Genomic DNA, 16,505 nt, shown 5'->3' with positions numbered 1-16,505 from the left:
GCCTACCGGGCACCCCGAGGGGGCGCGTGCCCGCGGTCACCGGGCCCGTGCCACGCGGCGCTCGTCCCACACCGGCTCGTCCGACTCGTACACCTCGCCGTCGGAGCCGAACACGAGGAACCGGTCGAACGACCGCGCGAACCAGCGGTCGTGCGTGACCGCGAGCACCGTGCCCTCGAACCGCGCCAGCGCCTGCTCCAACGCCTCCGCCGACTCCAGGTCGAGGTTGTCGGTCGGCTCGTCGAGCAGCAGCAGGGTCGCGCCGGACAACTCCAGCAGCAGCACCTGGAACCGCGCCTGCTGCCCACCGGACAGCGACTCGAACGTCTGCAGCGCCTGCCGCACCAGCCCGTAGCGGTCGAGCGCCGAGCTCGCGGCGTCCCGGGGCATCCCCGCCCGGCGGTCGTCGCCGCGGTGCAGGATCTCCAGCAGCGTGCGTCCGACGAACTCCGGGTGCGTGTGGGTCTGCGCGAACAGCCCCGGCACCACGCGCGCCCCCAGCACCGCGCGACCGGTGTGCGCGACGGGACTCAGGTCTTCCGCGGCGGAGGAGACGTGACCCAGGGTCGGGTCCGGGTCGCTGCCGCCGCGCGCGAGCAGTCGCAGGAAGTGCGACTTGCCCGAGCCGTTCGAGCCCAGCACGGCCACGCGGTCGCCGAACCACACCTCCGCGTCGAAGGGACGCATAAGCCCGGTGAGCTCGAGCCGCTCGGCCACCACGGCGCGCTTGCCCGTGCGCGAGCCCCGCAGGCGCATGTCGAACTCCTGCGCGGGCGGACGCTCCTCGGGCGGCCCCGCCTCCTCGAACTTGCGCAGTCGCGTCTGCGCCGCCTGGTAGCGGGAGGCGAATCCGTCGTTCGCCGAGGCCTTCACCTTGAGGTTCGCGACCAGCACGCGCAGCTTCTCGTGCTGCTCGTCCCACCGACGGCGCAGCTCGTCGAGCCGCTCCATGCGGTCGATGCGCGCCTGCGGGTAGGTCGCGAAGCCGCCGCCGTGAACCCACGCCGTCGAACCGGCCGCCCCTGGTTCGAGCGTGATGAGCCGGTCGGCCGCGCGGGCGAGCAGCTCGCGGTCGTGCGACACGAGCAGCACGGTCTTCGCGGTCTGCCGAAGCTGTTCCTCCAGCCACCGCTTGGTCGGGACGTCGAGGTAGTTGTCCGGCTCGTCGAGCAGGAGCACCGCGTCGGGTCCGCGCAGCAGAGCCTCGAGCGCCAGGCGCTTCTGCTCGCCGCCGGACAGCGACGTGAGCTCGCGGTACCGCGCCCGCTCGAACGGCACGCCGAGCGCCGCCATCGTGCACTGGTCCCATACGGTCTCGTGCTCGTAGCCGCCGGCGTCGGCGTACTCCGCGATGGCTGCGGCGTACGCCATCTGCGTGTCGTGCTCATCACGGTCGATCAGGGCGTTCTCCGCCGCGTCGAGGGCTTCGGCGGCGGCGCGGATGCGGGCGGGGGCGACGCGCACGAGGAGCTCATGCACGGTCTGCCCCGGCTCGCCGTGCCCGACGAACTGATCCATCACGCCGAGTCCGCCGTCGATGGTGACGACGCCGTCGTCGGCCGCCTGGTCGCCGCGGATGATCCGCAGGAGCGTGGTCTTGCCCGCGCCGTTCGGCCCGATGAGCGCGCTCGTCGAGCCGGCGCCGACCCGGAACGAGACCTCGTCGAGCAGCGGTCTTCCGTCGGGAAGCGTCAGCGAGATGCCTGATGCGTCGATGTACCCCACAGCGCGTGGCCGTCCTTCCGCCCGCGCACAGCGAGCCGACCAGACTATCAGGATGCTGCGACCGTTGTGGTCGAAGGTCAGTCCGACTCAGCCACGCACCTGCTCGACGCGCTCGGACTCGCCCCACGCGCGGTCCGCGGTGAGCGCCGTCGCGCCGAGACGCTCCGCCAGCCCCAGACACAGCCGGTCCCCCAGCGAGAGCCCGCTCCCCCGCCGCCACATCGCCGCGGCCGCCTCGGCATCGGCCACCGACACCGGCTCGACCGTCAGGCGGTAGCTGAGCAGTAGCCCCGACGCGATACCCCAGTCCGCCCCAGCCGCGCGGACCTTCTGCGCGACCTCCGCCCAGTTCGCCGCCCCGACGACGGCGCCGTCCAAGGCCTCCTCGACGCGGTCGGCGCCCGGCTCGCCCTGCAGGAACGCCAGCAGCGCCGACGCGTCGAGAACCATCACGCGGCGGCGTCTTCGGCGGCCGCGGCGGCTCGACGCTCGGCGAGGAGGGATTCCAGAGCGCTGGCGCCATCGAGCTGAGCGCGGACCAGCGCCTTCGCCTGTTCCCTCGTCACCAGCACGACACCCCCGTTCGACTCGATCATGAGCAGCGGCATGCCCTGCTCCCAGTGCTGTCGGGCCCTCAACTCGGCCGGGATCACCAGCCGACCGCGATCGCCCATCGGAGCGACGAACGTGGTATCCATGACCTCAGCGTACCACCGAGCTCCTCCCCGTGGCCCGGGCCGCCGAAGGTCAGTCCGCGCGGCTCAGGGTCTGCAGCACCTCGGTTTTCGGCGCCGCCGGCAGGACGAAGCGGAACTCGGTCCCCACGCCCTCCTGACTCGTCACGTCCATCGAACCGCCGTGCGCCAGCACGATCGCGCGGGTGATCGTGAGGCCGAGCCCCACGCCGGGCACGGCATTCCGCGTGGCCGTCGAGGCCCGGAAGAACCGCGTGAAGAGCATGCCCTGCTCGTCCTCCGGGATGCCGACGCCGGTGTCCGCGACCGAGATCTGCACGCCGCCGTCCACGCGCCGCACGGCCGCCGTGACCCGGCCGCCGCTCGGCGTGAACTTGATCGCGTTCGACAGGAGATTGTCGACGGCCTGCCCGATCCGCCCCGGATCCACGAGCAGCCGGATCGGCTCGTCGCCCGCGTCCGCCACCAGCTCGATGCCCTCCCGCTGCGCGTGCGGGCCCGCGGATGCGACCGCCGACCGCACGAGCTCGGCGACGTCGGCCTCCACGCGCTCCAACGGGAAGCGCCCCGACTCCACCTGGGCGGTGAACAGCAGGTCGCCCACCAGGTTGAGCAGGCGCTTCGCGTTGCGCTCGATGATCCCGACGAACTCCTGCTGATCCTCGGTCAGCGGCTGGCCCGGATCGTTCTGCAACAGGTCGAGGAAGCCGATGATCGCGCTGAGCGGCGTGCGCAGCTCGTGCGAGATCATGCCCACGAACTCGTCCTTCATGCGGGCCACCTCGACCGCCCGCGTCTCATCGGTCAGCACGAACAGGTAGCCCTGCTGGGCACCGGAGCCGTCCTTATGCGGACTCACCGTCACGCGCGCGGGAACGGTCGTGCCGCCCGCCGTGGTGACCTCCACGTCGCCGTCGACCGTGACCCCCTCGTCGGCCTGCGCGAACAGCGCCCGGATGCCCTCGGGCGCCGGCCCCGCACTCGCCCCCGCGACGGACGCCTCACCCGACGCCTCCCGTCGCGCTGCCGTGTCCTCCGCGAGCATCGACAGCACCGTTCGGGAGAAGAACCGGTCGATGCGAACGTCGTCGAGCGCCTCGTCGACCGTGAGCCCGAGCAGCCGCACGGCCCCGGGATTCCACGCCGTGATGCGCCCCGCGCGGTCGGTGGCGATCACGGCCTGCGCGGTGATCGAGGACCACAGGCTCTCGAACGAGTCCAGCAGCACCCGGTACTCGTGCTCCTTCTGCCGCAGCTGCACGATCATCGCCACGTTCTCGGACAGCGCCCTCGTGCGCTCGGTCACCAGATCCTCGGCCTGCTCCACCCGCATCCTCTGCTGCCGCGACAGCTCGTTCACCACGGCGGCGACCGCCGCGAACACGAGCGGCCCCACCACGCCGCGCAGCCACACGACGGCGTTCGACGGCGGGTCGGTGATGTACGGCATGAGCAGGGCGAGCGACGACAGCGCGCCGACCACGAACACCCACCGGATGCCGGGGGCGGCCGCGATCCAGATGATCGGCAGCAGCACGAGCGAGCTGAACAGCGACGCTGCCCCGCCCGTCCCCGCACGGAAGAGGCCGAGCCCCACGATGTCGAGCATGGGGACCGCCAGCACGATCCAGCCCTCGCGCACGTGCAGGGCGCTGAGCACCCCGGCCTGCAGCGTGGCCAGCAGCACGATGCCGATGCCGATCAGCGCCGCGCCGAGGTGCGTGAACGGCAGGCCGGGGATGGCCCACGTCATGCTGCCCGCGATCACCGTCGCGACCAGGGTGGGCGCCTGCTTCACGATCGGACTCGGGTTGTCGAACACCCGGTACCAGCGGCTCTCGGCGCGCTCGAGCGGCGTGGCCCTCATCGCGGCACCCCCTCGACCACGCGGTGCAGGTCGGCCCCCGTGACGGGTTTCGGCAGCGCCGCGTCGGCCGGCGGGTAGTCCGCGACATCGAGCACGGAGCTGACCACGAGGTAGCAGTCGGGGAAGCGCTCGTGGATGAGACGCGAGCAGGCGTGACCGGAGATGCCGGGGAGCAGCAGATCGAGCACGGCGACGACCGGATGGATGTCGGGGAAGGCGGCGATCGCGGACTCGGCATCGGGCGCGATGAAGACGTCGAAGCCCTCCCGGTCGAGGTACCGCCCCAGGAGTGTCGCCTGATCGGCCGCGTCCTCGACCACGAGCGCCAGCGGCCTCCCGGTCATCGGAGGAGCAGCTCTCGCACGACCACGATCACGACCACGATGCCGAGGGAGATCAGGGCCTGCGGGATGAGCCGCTTCTCGCGCCGGGCGTCCTCGGCGATCTCCTCGACCTCGGCGTCATGCGAAGGTGCGTCCGTCATGAGTCCACCCGTCCGACCTTCTCGGTCTTGATCCACGAGGCGTCGGCGCGGCGCCACTCCTTGAGGTACGAGTCCACCGTGATCGCGCACAGCAGGGAGCCATAGCCGCACACGTAGAGGAGCAGCCCGGCGAAGAAACGCCCTCCGGGCAGGGGCTCGACGGCGCGCGCCAGCCAGATGCCGAGCATCGACACGGGGCCCCACAGGTAGAAGAACAGCAGCCACCCGAATCGCGCCTGATCCGTCGCCTCTTCGCCGAAGAGGTTCAGCAGACCGTCGAGCGTCCACGGGAACAGCGCGATGAACATCAGGATCAGCGCGCCGAGGCCGGGGAACATGATCGCCTCGCGCCACGACTGCCGGCCGATCCGCGGGTCGAGCTGCACGGAGTACAGCATCGAGAAGATGTAGATGCATGCGGCGGCGATCCACATGAAGCGGAACACGAACTCGGCGATGTCGCTGTGCAGCAGCAGGAGCGCGATCAGGCCGGCGGCGGCGAGCAGCATGAACGCCGGCAGCAGCAGGATCGTGAACCACGCCAGGCCGAAGCCGACGCTGCCGAGGTTGTGATCGCGGCTCGGGCGGAACCACAGCTTCTTGTAGATGGACGTCAGCTGCACGTTGCCGCGAGCCCACCGCAGCCGCTGCTTCCACAGGCTGTCGATCGTGCGCGGCTCCTCCGCGAGCACCACGGCGTGCGGCTCGAACACCATCCGGCGTCCGTGGAGCTGGCTCTCGAACGTGGTCATCGTGTCCTCGGCGAGGGTCCCGGTCGGGATGCGACCGCCGATGGCCTCCAGGTTCGCGCGGGAGTGCAGCTGGGCGCCGCCCGCGAGGCACGCGATGGCGCCGCCGACGTTCTGCACGCGGCGGGCCGAGAGCTGTCCGATCACGTACTCGATCGCGATGAAGCGCGTCAGGTAGTTGCGGTCGCGGCTGCCCTCCGCGATGTACGCCGTGACCGCGCCGACCTTCTCGTCGGCGAGGTGACGCGTGAGCTTGCGCAGCGAGTCGCGCGCGAAGATCACGTCGGCGTCCATGATGAGCACGGCCTCGGTCCAGTCGTCCGCGAGCACCACGTCGAGCCCGTGGTTGAGCGTGTGCGCCTTGCCCTGGCCGCCCTGCTCGCGCCGCAGATGCACGACCCGTCCGGGGTATGCCGCGGCCTTCTGCGCCACGATCTCGGGGGTGTCGTCGGTGGAGGCGTCGTCGACCACGAACACGCGCAGCCGCTCCGCCGGGTACTCCAGCTGCAGCAGCCTCTCGATCGCGGGGCCGATCACCATGCCCTCGTTCCACGCCGGGATCACCACCGCGACGTTCGGGTGGTATGGGGCGGCCTTCGGGTAGTGGTTCCGGAACGCGTGCAGCGGGAGCGCCAGGAACTGCAGGCCCGTGTTGATGACGGGCAGCGTGCCCACGAGCACGCACAGCAGCAGGACGACCACGATCACGGTCTCGTACCAGGCGAGGTCGGGCATCAGCCGGTCACCTCCACGCCGTCGAGCAGCGGAAGGATGCGGGAGTAGCGGCCGACGTCGGTGGCCACGTGGCTGTCGGTCGACGCCACGACCTCGGCGCCCGCGTCACGCAGGGCGGCCAGTGCGTCGGGCCCGGGGCACGCCCACTTCTCGTTCACCTCGACGAGCGTGCCGGTGGCCGCGGCGGCGCGTGCCCACTCGCGCAGCCGTTCGGCGCCCAGCTGCTCCTCGGACAGGCCGATCTTGGGCAGGATCGAGAAGCAGTGCGCGAGCTGATTGCCGGGGTGGCGGTGCATGGTCGCCACGACGGCCCCCACGAACTGGTCGAGCACGTCGTCGGCCGCCCAGCCCGCGGCGATGCGTTCGCGGACGGCGGTGGGGCCGAGCGGCCCGTCCTCGCCCGGGAACTGGTGGTCGGCGATCAGGATGCGGTCGATCCCGGCGGGGAGCGCGGGGATGTCGAGCGCTCCGGACGCGTCGAGGATCTTGGCCTCCACGCCCGTCAGCACCGTGAGCCCGTCCGGCGCTCGCAGGGCGCGGACGGCGGCGAGGTACTCCGGCACCCAGGTCGTGCTCTGGCGCACGTGATCCACCAGGCGCACGGTGTCGAGCCCCGCGGCGACCGCGGCCGCCACGTTCTCCTCGAGTGTGGAGACCGCGTCGTCGGAGAAGGTGGAGTGCACGTGATGGTCCCCCCGGAGCACCGCGTGACTCATACGTCCTCCTGATGACCGGCGTGCTCCGAGACGAGCACGTCGTCGACCTCGACGATCACGTCTTCCAGGAACCGCACCGACGCGACCTCGCGGAACGGCACCTGCACGGGCAGCTCGCGGCCCAGGAACAGGTCGGCGACCAGCGACGGGATGTCCACGCCGGCGGCGATCGTCAGCGGGAGCGCGCCGGGGAAGCGCGGGTTGACCTCGAGCAGCACGGCACGGCCGTCGCGGTCGCGGCGCAGCTGCACGTTGGCGACGCCCACCAGGCCGATCGCCCGGGCGATCGCGGACGCGGTCTCCTCCAGCTCGGGGTCGCGCAGGGTGCGTCCGGCGATCGCGACGCCCGAGTCGACCCTGGCCCTGGTGCGCGGCACCGCGGCGACGACCGCACCGGAGGCGTCGGAGATCACGTCGACCGAGTACTCCTCGCCGGGCAGGAAGTCCTGCACGATGAGGCCCTCGTCGGTCGGCAGGGCGTCGAGCGCGGCGCGGTCGGGCACGAGGCGGATGCCCCGGCTGCCCGCTCCCTGGCGCGGCTTGGCGAACACCGGGAACTCCCAGTCGACCGCGGCGGCGTCGGGACCGGCGAGCACGGTGCGCGGGGTGCGTCCGGTCGGGGCGCAGCGCTCCGCGAGGGCGAGCTTGTCGAGGGCCGTGTGCAGCGTGTCCGACGACGGCGCGGCCAGCACCGCGGGAGCCAGCTCGTCTCGGCGGTCCGCGAGCGCGATGAGCTCCACGTCGACGGTGGAGATCACGAGGTCGAGGTCGTCCTCGGCCACGAGTCGCGCGATCGCGGGCACGAAGTCGTCGTCGCGTCCGGGCGGCACCAGGCGACGCTGCTCCGGCGGCACCAGGTAGATCCCGCTCGCCCAGCCGTCCATGTCGGCGGCGAACACCGTCAGGTCGGAGCGACGGAGCAGGGAGCGGATCACCGCCACCCCGGCCGGTCCGCCCGCCCCGGTCACCAGCACGCGCTGCGTCATTCAGCTCTCCCGTCGTGTGAGTTCGTGTGCGCCGACGAACTCCGCCGTCTCGCGCACCACTTCCAGCGGCTCCACCGCGTCGCCCCCGCCGAATCGCGACCAGTACCGCGCGGTCGCGGTGACGAACTCGGGGGCGAGGTAGTCACGGCTCGCGGCGGCCTGCGACTGGAAGCACTCCAGCAGGCGCAGCTTCTCGTCGAGGAAGCGGTCGATGCGCACGAAGCGCGTCGGTCGGTAGTCGATCGTCGAGGAGGGGCTCTGGTAGCACGCGACGGTGCCGACACGACGGGTCGCGACGATCGTGGCCTCGCTCACGGCGCGATGGTCCTGGTGCCGATCGTGCGGGGAGTGCGTGTAGACGATGGTCGGCTGGATCTCGCGCACGACCTCTTCGATCAGTCGCACGGTGGAGCCGCCGCCGGAGATCTCCGTGTCGACGAGGTCTTTCAGGAACAGGCGGGCGCCGATCCGCTCGGCCGCGGCGAGCGACTCGTTCTGGCGGCTGTCGGCGTCTCCGCCCCTGGCTCCGCGGGACAGGGTGAGGATCGTGATCGCGTCGCCGGCGGCGGCGTGGGCCGCGAGGATGCCGCCGACCCCGATCTCGACGTCGTCGGGGTGGGCGCCGATCGCGAGCACCACCTCGGTCGTCCTCGCCTCCTCGCGTCGCCGTCGCCCCTCCTCCACCAGGCGGGTCACGGCTTCCACGAGCCGGGCGTTGTCGAGCGGCTTGGTGAGGAACTCGTCGGCCTGCGCGCGCAGGGCGGACACGGCGTATTCGACCGAGACGTGCGCGGTCATCACGATCACCGGCACGGTGGGGATCGTGCGGCGCAGCTCGGCGAGCAGCTCGAGCCCGCTGAGACCCGGCATCTCGATGTCGGTGACCACCACGTCGGGGCGCACCTCGGCGACGCGGTCGATCGCGGAGCGCCCGTCTTCCGCGAGGTCGACGATGCAGCCGGCACGGCGCTCCAGCACGGTCTTCACCAGCAGGGCGACATCGTGGTCGTCGTCGACGACGAGAATGCGGGGGGCGTCCTCAGACATGTACGGCTCTCCTTGGGGAGCTTCCCTGCCGGTGGGGGCCGGCGTCGCGATCCCGGTGCCTTCATCACCGGATCCGCGGGGAAAGTCGAGCGGGGTACGTCGATTCTGGCACAGGCGGGCAGACCCGGCCGCGCAGCGGCGTCAGGTCGCCGCCCGCGCCGCCCGCTTCTCCTGCTGGTACACCCGGATGGCTTCGTACCGCTCGGCCGAGCGGGCCTGGCGCTTGGCCGCCTCCGCCTCCCGGTTCTTGGGCGGCGCGGTCGTCACGAGGTCGTCCAGCAGCCGTCGCGTGGCCGCAGCGATCTCCTCGACGGCGCGATCGAACACGTCCCTGTTGACGCGCGAGGGCGCCGTCGCCCCGGAGATCTTGCGGACGAACTGGAGCGCCGCGTCGTGGCACTCCTCATCGGTCGCCGCGGGGGCCAGGTTGTTCAGGGGCACGATGTTCCGGCACATACCCGCACGCTACGCCCCGCCCCTCCCCCGCGGAAGCACAGACGAGCACCCGCCACAATCACAGGCATTGGGGCACGCTCACCGGAACCGCGGATTTCGCCGAGGTTATCGTGGCTCATGTCGTACCGAACAACACCTTGTACATCTACCCCTGACCCGGAGTGAGCATGTCATCGACCAGCTTCGACGTTTCCCGTGAACTGGCTCGCCTCCTCGAAGAAGGTGCCATCACGATGAAGGCGCTCGAGGCGATGACGGGTATCGATCACGTGAGGCTGCGGAAGGTCCTCGTCGTAGCACCGGCGGCCGTCGGAATGGACTCGTCACCGGCTGTGCTCACCGGGCACGAAGCGGCTCGTCTCTCCGCGCTCGTGGCCCAACTCACGGAAGCCAGCGGGATCGGCGACGATGATCGGCTCCGCGCGACCCTCGAGTCCCTCACCGGAGCACTGCACCTCACCCCGGGGAACATCGCGCGATTGACCGGTCTCTCCACGGAGGTCGTCCAGACCGTGCTCGCCGGTGACCGCCCGCTGTCGAGTAGCGAGAAGTATGTCGTCGCCATCCGGTGCTCGTACCTCGTGAACGCGGCGAACCTCGCACGACCGCGCTGACGCCCAGGGGATGGCACGCCGACGGCGCCGTCGCTACGCTCTGGGCTACGCACGCTCAACCGAGGAGAGATCATGACGAACCCCCCGCCCCCCGAGGCGTCGCAGCCCGACACCCCTCCCCCCGCCTGGAACAGCACCCCCGCGAACGACCCGGCCGCCGCGTACCCGCCGCCGCCCGGTCCCGCGGCTCCCGGCGCCTACGGCCAGACCGCGCCGGCCTCGCCTCCCGGACGCGTGCTGTCGATCGTCGGACTCGTGCTGGCGTTCCTGCTGCCGCCGATCGGCCTCATCCTCAGCATCATCGCCGCGGTGCAGCTGGGGAAGGCGCACGCGCCGAAGGGCCTCGCGATCGCCGGCATCATCGTCGGCGCGGTGCTGACCATCCTGGAGATCATCGGAATCATCCTGCTGGTGACCGTGTTCGCGGGCATCTTCGGGATGTGCGCCGAGCTCGGCCCCGGCGTGTGGGAGGTCGGCGGCGTCACCTACCGCTGCGGCTGAACCCGCAACACACACGCACGAGGGGCCGGATGCTGCGCGCATCCGGCCCCTCGTCGTCGCCCCGGTGCGGGGCGCTGTTCACTTCTTGTAGTTGGGCGCCTCGACCACGATCTGCACGTCGTGCGGGTGCGACTCCTTGAGCCCGGCCGAGGTGATGCGCACGAACTTGCCGCGGGCCTTGAGCTCCTCGATCGTGCGGGCGCCGACGTAGAACATCGACTGCCGCAGCCCGCCGACGAGCTGGTAGGCGACGGCGGAGAGCGGGCCGCGGTACGGCACCTGCCCCTCGATGCCCTCGGGGATCAGCTTGTCGTCGCTGGGCACGTCGGCCTGGAAGTAGCGGTCCTTGGAGTAGGAGGTCTGCTTGCCGCGGGTCTGCATCGCCCCGAGCGAGCCCATGCCGCGATACTGCTTGAACTGCTTGCCCGACTGGAACACGATCTCGCCCGGCGACTCGTCGGTACCGGCGAGCAGCGAACCGAGCATGACCGCGTCGGCGCCCGCGACGAGGGCCTTCGCGATGTCGCCCGAGTACTGCAGGCCACCGTCGGCGATCACGGGGATGCCGGCCGGACGGGCGGCGAGCGACGCCTCGTACACGGCGGTCACCTGCGGCACGCCGACGCCCGCGACCACGCGCGTGGTGCAGATGGAGCCGGGGCCGACGCCGACCTTGACCGCGTCGACGCCCGCGTCGACCAGCGCCTGTGCGCCCTCACGCGTCGCGACGTTGCCGCCGATCACATCGATGTGGGCGAAGGACTCGTCGGCCTTGAGGCGCTTGACCAGGTCGATCACGCCCTGCGACTGGCCGTTGGCGGTGTCGACCACGAGCACGTCGACGCCCGCGTCACGCAGCGCCTCGGCCCGCTCCCACGCGTCGCCGAAGAAGCCGATCGCCGCACCGACGCGCAGGCGGCCCTGGTCGTCCTTGGTCGCGAGCGGGTACTTCTCGCTCTTGTCGAAGTCCTTGATGGTGATGAGCCCGGCGAGCTTGCCGTCCTCGTCGATCAGCGGCAGCTTCTCCACGCGGTGCTTCGCGAACAGGGCGATGACCTCGCCCGCCGCGACGCCCACCGGTGCGGTGACGAGGTTCTCGCTCGTCATGACGTCTTTCACGAACGTGGTCTGACGCTCGAAACCCGAGACGAACCGCATGTCGCGGTTCGTGATGATGCCCACCAGGCGGCCCTCGGCGTCGACCACGGGAAGGCCGGAGATGCGGTACTTGGCGCACAGCGCGTCGACCTCCTCCACCGTCGCGTCGGCGGTCGTGGTGATGGGGTCGGTGATCATGCCCGACTCGCTGCGCTTGACCCGGTCGACGTGCGCGGCCTGATCCGCGATCGACAGGTTGCGGTGCAGGATGCCGATGCCGCCCTCGCGCGCCATGGCGATGGCCATGCGCGACTCGGTGACGGTGTCCATGGCGCTGGACAGCAGAGGCGTCGCGACGGAGATGCGACGCGTGATCCGCGACGACGTGTCGGCCTCACTGGGGATGACGTCGGTATGCCCCGGCAGGAGCAGAACGTCATCGTAGGTCAGTCCGACGAAGCCGAAGGGATCGTGCTGGTCCATGGAATCTCCTCCTGCGCGCGTGGCGCGGGTCCGGGTGCGAGTGGGTGGTCGACATCGGCCGGGGCGGGGCTGAGCCCGTATGCAGATTCTAAGCGAGACACGCCCGAGAACATTCCCAGCGCCCCGTCGTTACCGGACCGTTGGCCGGGGAGGTAGGTGATTCGCGGATCGCCCATTACGCTCAAGTGCGTCGTCCATCCCCGCGGTTCGACCCGAGTCCGCGGAGACAGCACTCACAGTGGAGGTTGCGTGGGACCCACAGCACTCGCCGGACCGCGGAAGCGCCCCTGGGCTTTCGTCTTCTTGGGAATCCTCATGGCGCTCGCGGCCTCACTGCTGCTCCCTCCCTCGGCGGCCTCCGCCGACACCACCGACGACGGTCAAGAGGTCACCGACTTCTACTTCGCGGGTGTGGTGACCAACGCCGATGAGCCCGTCCAGGGTGTCGTCATGACGATCGAGGGCAACGGCTTCGAGGCCGAGACCGAGACCGACGCCGAGGGCAAGTGGCGTCTGTACGTGCCGGAGAAGGAGACGTACACCCTGACGGTGGACGAGTCCACGCTCCCCGACGGCGTGATCGTCGACGCCTCGCAGCTGCCGGAGGGCATCCAGCCGGTGTCGGGCACGACGGCCTCGTTCGAGCTCGAGTTCGGGCTCACCGGCACCAAGATCGTCAACCTCTTCCTCGGCGCGGGCGAGCGGGTCACGGTGTCGTTCCTCGATCAGCTGCTGTCGCGCATCGTCGGCGGCCTGAACTTCGGGCTCCTGCTCGGCCTCGCGTCGATGGGGGCGGCACTCATCTACGGCACCACACGGCTGTCGAACTTCGCGCACGGCGAGATGGTGACCTGGGGCGCCGTGATCACCCTCGTGTTCACGACCTTCTGGCAGCTGCCGCTGTGGGCGGGCATCATCGCGGCGGTGATCGGCGGCGCGGCCCTGGGCTGGGCGCTCGACGCCGGCATCTGGAAGCCGCTGCGCCGCAAGGGCCTCGGGGTGGTGCAGCTCATGATCGTGAGCATCGGCCTCTCGCTCGCGCTGCGGTACACGCTGCAGTACATCATCGGCGGCAACACCTACCAGCTCCCCGGCGCGAGCCCCGAGCCGATCCGCCTCGGGCCGATCTCGCTGTCGTACATCGACATGATCGGCATGGCCACCAGCATCATCGTCATCCTCGGCGTGGCGTTCTTCCTCACCCGCACCCGGACGGGCAAGGCGACGAGGGCGATCTCGGACAACCCGCAGCTCGCGGCCGCCTCCGGCATCGACGTCGACAAGGTCATCCGCATCGTGTGGATCCTCGCCGGCACGCTCGCCGCCATCTCGGGCATCCTCTGGGCCTACTTCCGCCCGGGAGTGAAGTGGGACATGGGCATGCAGATGCTGCTGCTGATGTTCTGCGCCATCACCCTCGGCGGCCTGGGTTCGGCGATCGGCGCCCTGATCGGCTCGATCATCGTCGGGCTCGCGGTGGAGGTGTCCACGCTGCTGGGCGTCCCCTCCGACCTCAAGTACGCCAGCGCCCTGGTCGCGCTGATCATCATCCTGCTCGTGCGACCGCAGGGCATCCTCGGACGCAAGGAAAGGTTGGGCTGACACATGGACTTCGGAAGCATCTTCGGCAACACCGCCTCCTATCTGTTCAGCCCGACGACGATCGCGTACGCGCTCGCGGCGACCGGCCTCGCGGTGCACTTCGGCTACACCGGACTGCTCAACTTCGGCATGGCCGCGTTCATGGCGATCGGCGGCTACGGCTACGCGATCTCGATCCTCACGTTCGGCTTCCCCTGGTGGGCGGGCGTGCTGGTCGGCGTGCTGGGTGGGGCCCTGTTCGCCCTGCTGCTCGGCATCCCCACGCTGCGGCTGCGCGCCGACTACCTCGCCATCGCGACCATCGCGGCCGCGGAGGTCGTGCGGCTCATGTTCGTGACGGAGCTGTTCAAGGACTGGACCAACTCCGCGGGCGGCCTCTCCGGCTACCACCAGAGCTTCCGCGACGCGAACCCCTTCCCCACCGGCACGTACGGCTTCGGTCCCTGGACCTACAACGCGACCGACCTGTGGGTGCGCGTGGTCGGCCTGATCGCCCTGGCCCTCGCGGTGCTGGTGGTGTGGGCGCTCATGCGCAGCCCGTGGGGTCGCGTGCTCAAGGGCATCCGCGAGGACGAGGACGCGGTGCGCTCGCTCGGTAAGAACGTCTTCGCGTACAAGATGCAGGCGCTCGTGGTCGGTGGCATCATCGGCGCGCTCGGCGGCATCGTGTTCATCCTGCCGTCGGCCGTGATCCCCGGCAGCTACTCCACGTCGCTGACGTTCTTCCTGTGGACGATCCTGCTGCTCGGCGGCGCCGCGACGGTGCTCGGGCCCACGCTGGGCGCCGTGCTGTTCTGGATCGTGTTCGCGTTCCTCGGCGCGCTGCTGCCCGCCATGGCGAACGCCGGTTACCTGCCCATGTCGGGCGCGCAGGCCGATGTCGTGCGGTACATCCTCATCGGCATCGTGCTGATGCTGATCGTGATCTTCCGCCCGCAGGGCATCCTCGGAAACAAGAGGGAGATGACCTTTGTCAAGTGAGAACGACGCGGCGGTCACGCCCGCGAAGAGCACCCCGCGCGCCAAGACGACCGGCCTCACCGCCGGCCCCGCGGTGCCCGGCGTCAAGAAGGTCGACCCGATCCTCGTCGTGGACGCCGTGCAGCGGCGCTTCGGCGGCCTCACGGCCGTCGACGTCGACCACCTGGAGATCCCGCGCGGCGCCATCACGGCCCTGATCGGCCCGAACGGCGCCGGCAAGACGACGCTGTTCAACCTGCTGTGCGGCTTCGACAAGCCCAACAGCGGCACCTGGTCGTTCGACGGCACCAACCTCTCCGGCATCCCCTCCTTCAAGGTCGCCCGCATGGGGCAGGTGCGCACGTTCCAGCTCACCAAGTCGCTGTCGCTGCTGACCGTGCTGGAGAACATGAAGCTCGGCGCGAAGGACCAGCGCGGCGAGGGCTTCTGGGCCGGGCTCTTCCCCTTCCTCTGGCGCAAGCAGGACCAGGAGATCGAACAGCGCGCCCACGAGCTGCTGACGCGGTTCAAGCTCGACGCCAAGGAGCAGGACTTCGCGGCGTCGCTCTCCGGAGGCCAGCGCAAGCTGCTGGAGATGGCGCGCGCACTGATGAGCAACCCGACACTGGTGATGCTCGACGAGCCCATGGCCGGCGTGAACCCGGCGCTGACGCAGTCGCTGCTCGACCACATCCTCGACCTCAAGGACCTGGGCATGACGGTGCTGTTCGTGGAGCACGACATGCACATGGTGCGTCACATCGCCGACTGGGTGGTCGTGATGGCCGAGGGACGGGTCGTGGCCGAGGGGCCGCCGGACACCGTGATGGAGGACCCCGCGGTCGTCGACGCCTACCTGGGCGCGCATCAGGACGTGGACCTGGGTGCCGTGACCGGACGTCTGCCCGTGATCTCGGACGCCGACGCGGAGCGCATCCGCGAGCAGATCGAGACCGAGGTCGAAGCCGAGGTCGAGGCCGAAGAGGCCGAGGAGGAGAAGCCATGACCGACGCGCCCGTCGAGCGGAACGAGATCAAGAACGACGACGTGGTCGTCGAGCTCACCAACGTGCACGCCGGGTACCTCCCCGGGGTGAACATCCTCAACGGCGCGAACCTCGTGGCCCACAAGGGCGAGCTGATCGGCATCATCGGCCCCAACGGCGCCGGCAAGTCGACGCTGCTGAAGGCCATCTTCGGCATGGTGAACGTGCGCGACGGCGACATCACGGTCAAGGGCGAGAGCATCGTCGGCCTCAAGGCGGACAAGCTCGTGGCGCGCGGTGTCGCGTTCGTCCCGCAGACGAACAACGTGTTCCCGTCGCTCACGATCCAGGAGAACCTCGAGATGGGGCTCTACCAGAACCCGAAGATCTTCGCGGAGCGGCTGGAGTTCGTCTCCAGCATCTTCGGCGAACTCGGCAAGCGCCTGAAGCAGCGCGCCGGGTCGCTGTCCGGCGGTGAGCGCCAGATGGTGGCCATGTCGCGCGCTCTCATGATGGACCCGTCGGTGCTGCTGCTCGACGAGCCGTCGGCCGGCCTCTCCCCCGTGCGGCAGGACGACGCGTTCATCCGCGTCTCCGACATCAACAAGGCGGGCGTGACCACGATCATGGTCGAGCAGAACGCGCGCCGCTGCCTGCAGATCTGCGACCGCGGCTACGTGCTCGATCAGGGCCGCGACGCCTACGAGGGCACGGGCCGCGAGCTGCTGAACGACCCCAAGGTCATCGGCCTCTACCTGGGAACGCTCGGCACCGACGCCGCCTGACACGCGCCGCGAAGGGC

The 16,505-nt window shown here is 70.3% G+C and carries 18 protein-coding genes; 6 read left to right on the top strand and 12 right to left on the bottom strand.

The window, feature by feature from the left end; all coding sequences use genetic code 11:
• Window positions 1–36: 36 nt before the first annotated feature.
• The 11 genes from ACWH95_RS09745 to ACWH95_RS09695 all read right to left on the bottom strand — a co-directional run bounded on the left by ACWH95_RS09745 (window position 37) and on the right by ACWH95_RS09695 (window position 9,460).
• Window positions 37–1,725 (bottom strand): ABC-F family ATP-binding cassette domain-containing protein, encoded by a 1,689-nt coding sequence (locus ACWH95_RS09745; RefSeq protein WP_206251653.1) that lies wholly within the window; start codon window positions 1,723–1,725, stop codon window positions 37–39.
• 87 nt (window positions 1,726–1,812) lie between these two features.
• Window positions 1,813–2,175 (bottom strand): type II toxin-antitoxin system VapC family toxin, encoded by a 363-nt coding sequence (locus ACWH95_RS09740; RefSeq protein ID WP_241115343.1) that lies wholly within the window; start codon window positions 2,173–2,175, stop codon window positions 1,813–1,815.
• Window positions 2,175–2,423, bottom strand: coding sequence for an AbrB/MazE/SpoVT family DNA-binding domain-containing protein (locus tag ACWH95_RS09735; RefSeq protein ID WP_378803467.1), 249 nt, complete (start codon window positions 2,421–2,423; stop codon window positions 2,175–2,177). The genes ACWH95_RS09740 and ACWH95_RS09735 overlap by 1 nt, the downstream gene beginning before the upstream one ends.
• A gap of 49 nt (window positions 2,424–2,472) precedes the next feature.
• Window positions 2,473–4,287, bottom strand: a complete 1,815-nt coding sequence (locus tag ACWH95_RS09730; RefSeq protein ID WP_136033570.1) for a sensor histidine kinase — start codon at window positions 4,285–4,287, stop codon at window positions 2,473–2,475.
• The gene (locus tag ACWH95_RS09725; RefSeq protein WP_136033572.1) at window positions 4,284–4,631 is read right to left on the bottom strand and encodes a response regulator; all 348 of its coding nucleotides are present in this window, start codon (window positions 4,629–4,631) and stop codon (window positions 4,284–4,286) included. The genes ACWH95_RS09730 and ACWH95_RS09725 overlap by 4 nt, the downstream gene beginning before the upstream one ends.
• Window positions 4,628–4,771 (bottom strand): hypothetical protein, encoded by a 144-nt coding sequence (locus tag ACWH95_RS09720; RefSeq protein ID WP_168387313.1) that lies wholly within the window; start codon window positions 4,769–4,771, stop codon window positions 4,628–4,630. The genes ACWH95_RS09725 and ACWH95_RS09720 overlap by 4 nt, the downstream gene beginning before the upstream one ends.
• Window positions 4,768–6,255, bottom strand: coding sequence for a glycosyltransferase family 2 protein (locus ACWH95_RS09715; RefSeq protein WP_136036406.1), 1,488 nt, complete (start codon window positions 6,253–6,255; stop codon window positions 4,768–4,770). The genes ACWH95_RS09720 and ACWH95_RS09715 overlap by 4 nt, the downstream gene beginning before the upstream one ends.
• Window positions 6,255–6,971, bottom strand: a complete 717-nt coding sequence (locus tag ACWH95_RS09710) for a PHP domain-containing protein (RefSeq protein ID WP_206251656.1) — start codon at window positions 6,969–6,971, stop codon at window positions 6,255–6,257. The genes ACWH95_RS09715 and ACWH95_RS09710 overlap by 1 nt, the downstream gene beginning before the upstream one ends.
• On the bottom strand, window positions 6,968–7,957 hold the full coding sequence (locus ACWH95_RS09705) for an ATP-grasp domain-containing protein (protein WP_136035182.1): 990 nt from the start codon (window positions 7,955–7,957) through the stop codon (window positions 6,968–6,970). Before ACWH95_RS09705 ends, ACWH95_RS09710 begins: the two co-directional genes overlap by 4 nt.
• Window positions 7,958–9,004, bottom strand: a complete 1,047-nt coding sequence (locus ACWH95_RS09700; RefSeq protein WP_136035183.1) for a response regulator — start codon at window positions 9,002–9,004, stop codon at window positions 7,958–7,960.
• A 141-nt stretch (window positions 9,005–9,145) separates the two neighbouring features.
• Window positions 9,146–9,460 (bottom strand): DUF2277 domain-containing protein, encoded by a 315-nt coding sequence (locus ACWH95_RS09695; RefSeq protein ID WP_136035184.1) that lies wholly within the window; start codon window positions 9,458–9,460, stop codon window positions 9,146–9,148.
• A 167-nt stretch (window positions 9,461–9,627) separates the two neighbouring features.
• Here ACWH95_RS09695 and ACWH95_RS09690 point away from each other — a divergent pair, with 167 nt between their 5' ends.
• Together ACWH95_RS09690 and ACWH95_RS09685 are read left to right on the top strand one after the other, a co-directional pair.
• Complete coding sequence (locus tag ACWH95_RS09690) at window positions 9,628–10,074, top strand: HTH domain-containing protein (protein ID WP_378803466.1); 447 nt, start codon at window positions 9,628–9,630, stop codon at window positions 10,072–10,074.
• 72 nt (window positions 10,075–10,146) lie between these two features.
• Window positions 10,147–10,575 carry a DUF4190 domain-containing protein gene (locus tag ACWH95_RS09685; RefSeq protein ID WP_136035186.1) on the top strand — a complete coding sequence of 143 codons (429 nt, stop codon included), beginning with the start codon at window positions 10,147–10,149 and terminating at the stop codon, window positions 10,573–10,575.
• 78 nt (window positions 10,576–10,653) lie between these two features.
• Here ACWH95_RS09685 and guaB read toward each other — a convergent pair whose 3' ends face one another.
• On the bottom strand, window positions 10,654–12,156 hold the full coding sequence (guaB, locus tag ACWH95_RS09680) for an IMP dehydrogenase (protein ID WP_136035187.1): 1,503 nt from the start codon (window positions 12,154–12,156) through the stop codon (window positions 10,654–10,656).
• 315 nt (window positions 12,157–12,471) lie between these two features.
• Here guaB and ACWH95_RS09675 point away from each other — a divergent pair, with 315 nt between their 5' ends.
• From ACWH95_RS09675 to ACWH95_RS09660, 4 genes are read left to right on the top strand one after another with little or no spacing between them, the layout of a single operon-like run.
• Window positions 12,472–13,758 carry a branched-chain amino acid ABC transporter permease gene (locus ACWH95_RS09675; protein WP_378803465.1) on the top strand — a complete coding sequence of 429 codons (1,287 nt, stop codon included), beginning with the start codon at window positions 12,472–12,474 and terminating at the stop codon, window positions 13,756–13,758.
• Window positions 13,759–13,761: 3 nt separating this feature from the next.
• Entirely contained in the window at window positions 13,762–14,739 is a 978-nt protein-coding gene (locus ACWH95_RS09670; RefSeq protein WP_136035189.1) for a branched-chain amino acid ABC transporter permease, read from the top strand.
• On the top strand, window positions 14,729–15,724 hold the full coding sequence (locus ACWH95_RS09665; RefSeq protein WP_168387197.1) for an ABC transporter ATP-binding protein: 996 nt from the start codon (window positions 14,729–14,731) through the stop codon (window positions 15,722–15,724). The genes ACWH95_RS09670 and ACWH95_RS09665 overlap by 11 nt, the downstream gene beginning before the upstream one ends.
• Complete coding sequence (locus tag ACWH95_RS09660; RefSeq protein ID WP_136035190.1) at window positions 15,721–16,488, top strand: ABC transporter ATP-binding protein; 768 nt, start codon at window positions 15,721–15,723, stop codon at window positions 16,486–16,488. The genes ACWH95_RS09665 and ACWH95_RS09660 overlap by 4 nt, the downstream gene beginning before the upstream one ends.
• The last annotated feature ends 17 nt before the right edge of the window (window positions 16,489–16,505 follow it).

It is taken from the genome of Microbacterium sp. NPDC055502 (assembly GCF_053643635.1).
The sequence above is the reverse complement of the archived record's forward strand: the minus strand, read 5'-3'. Positions and strand labels throughout refer to the sequence as shown.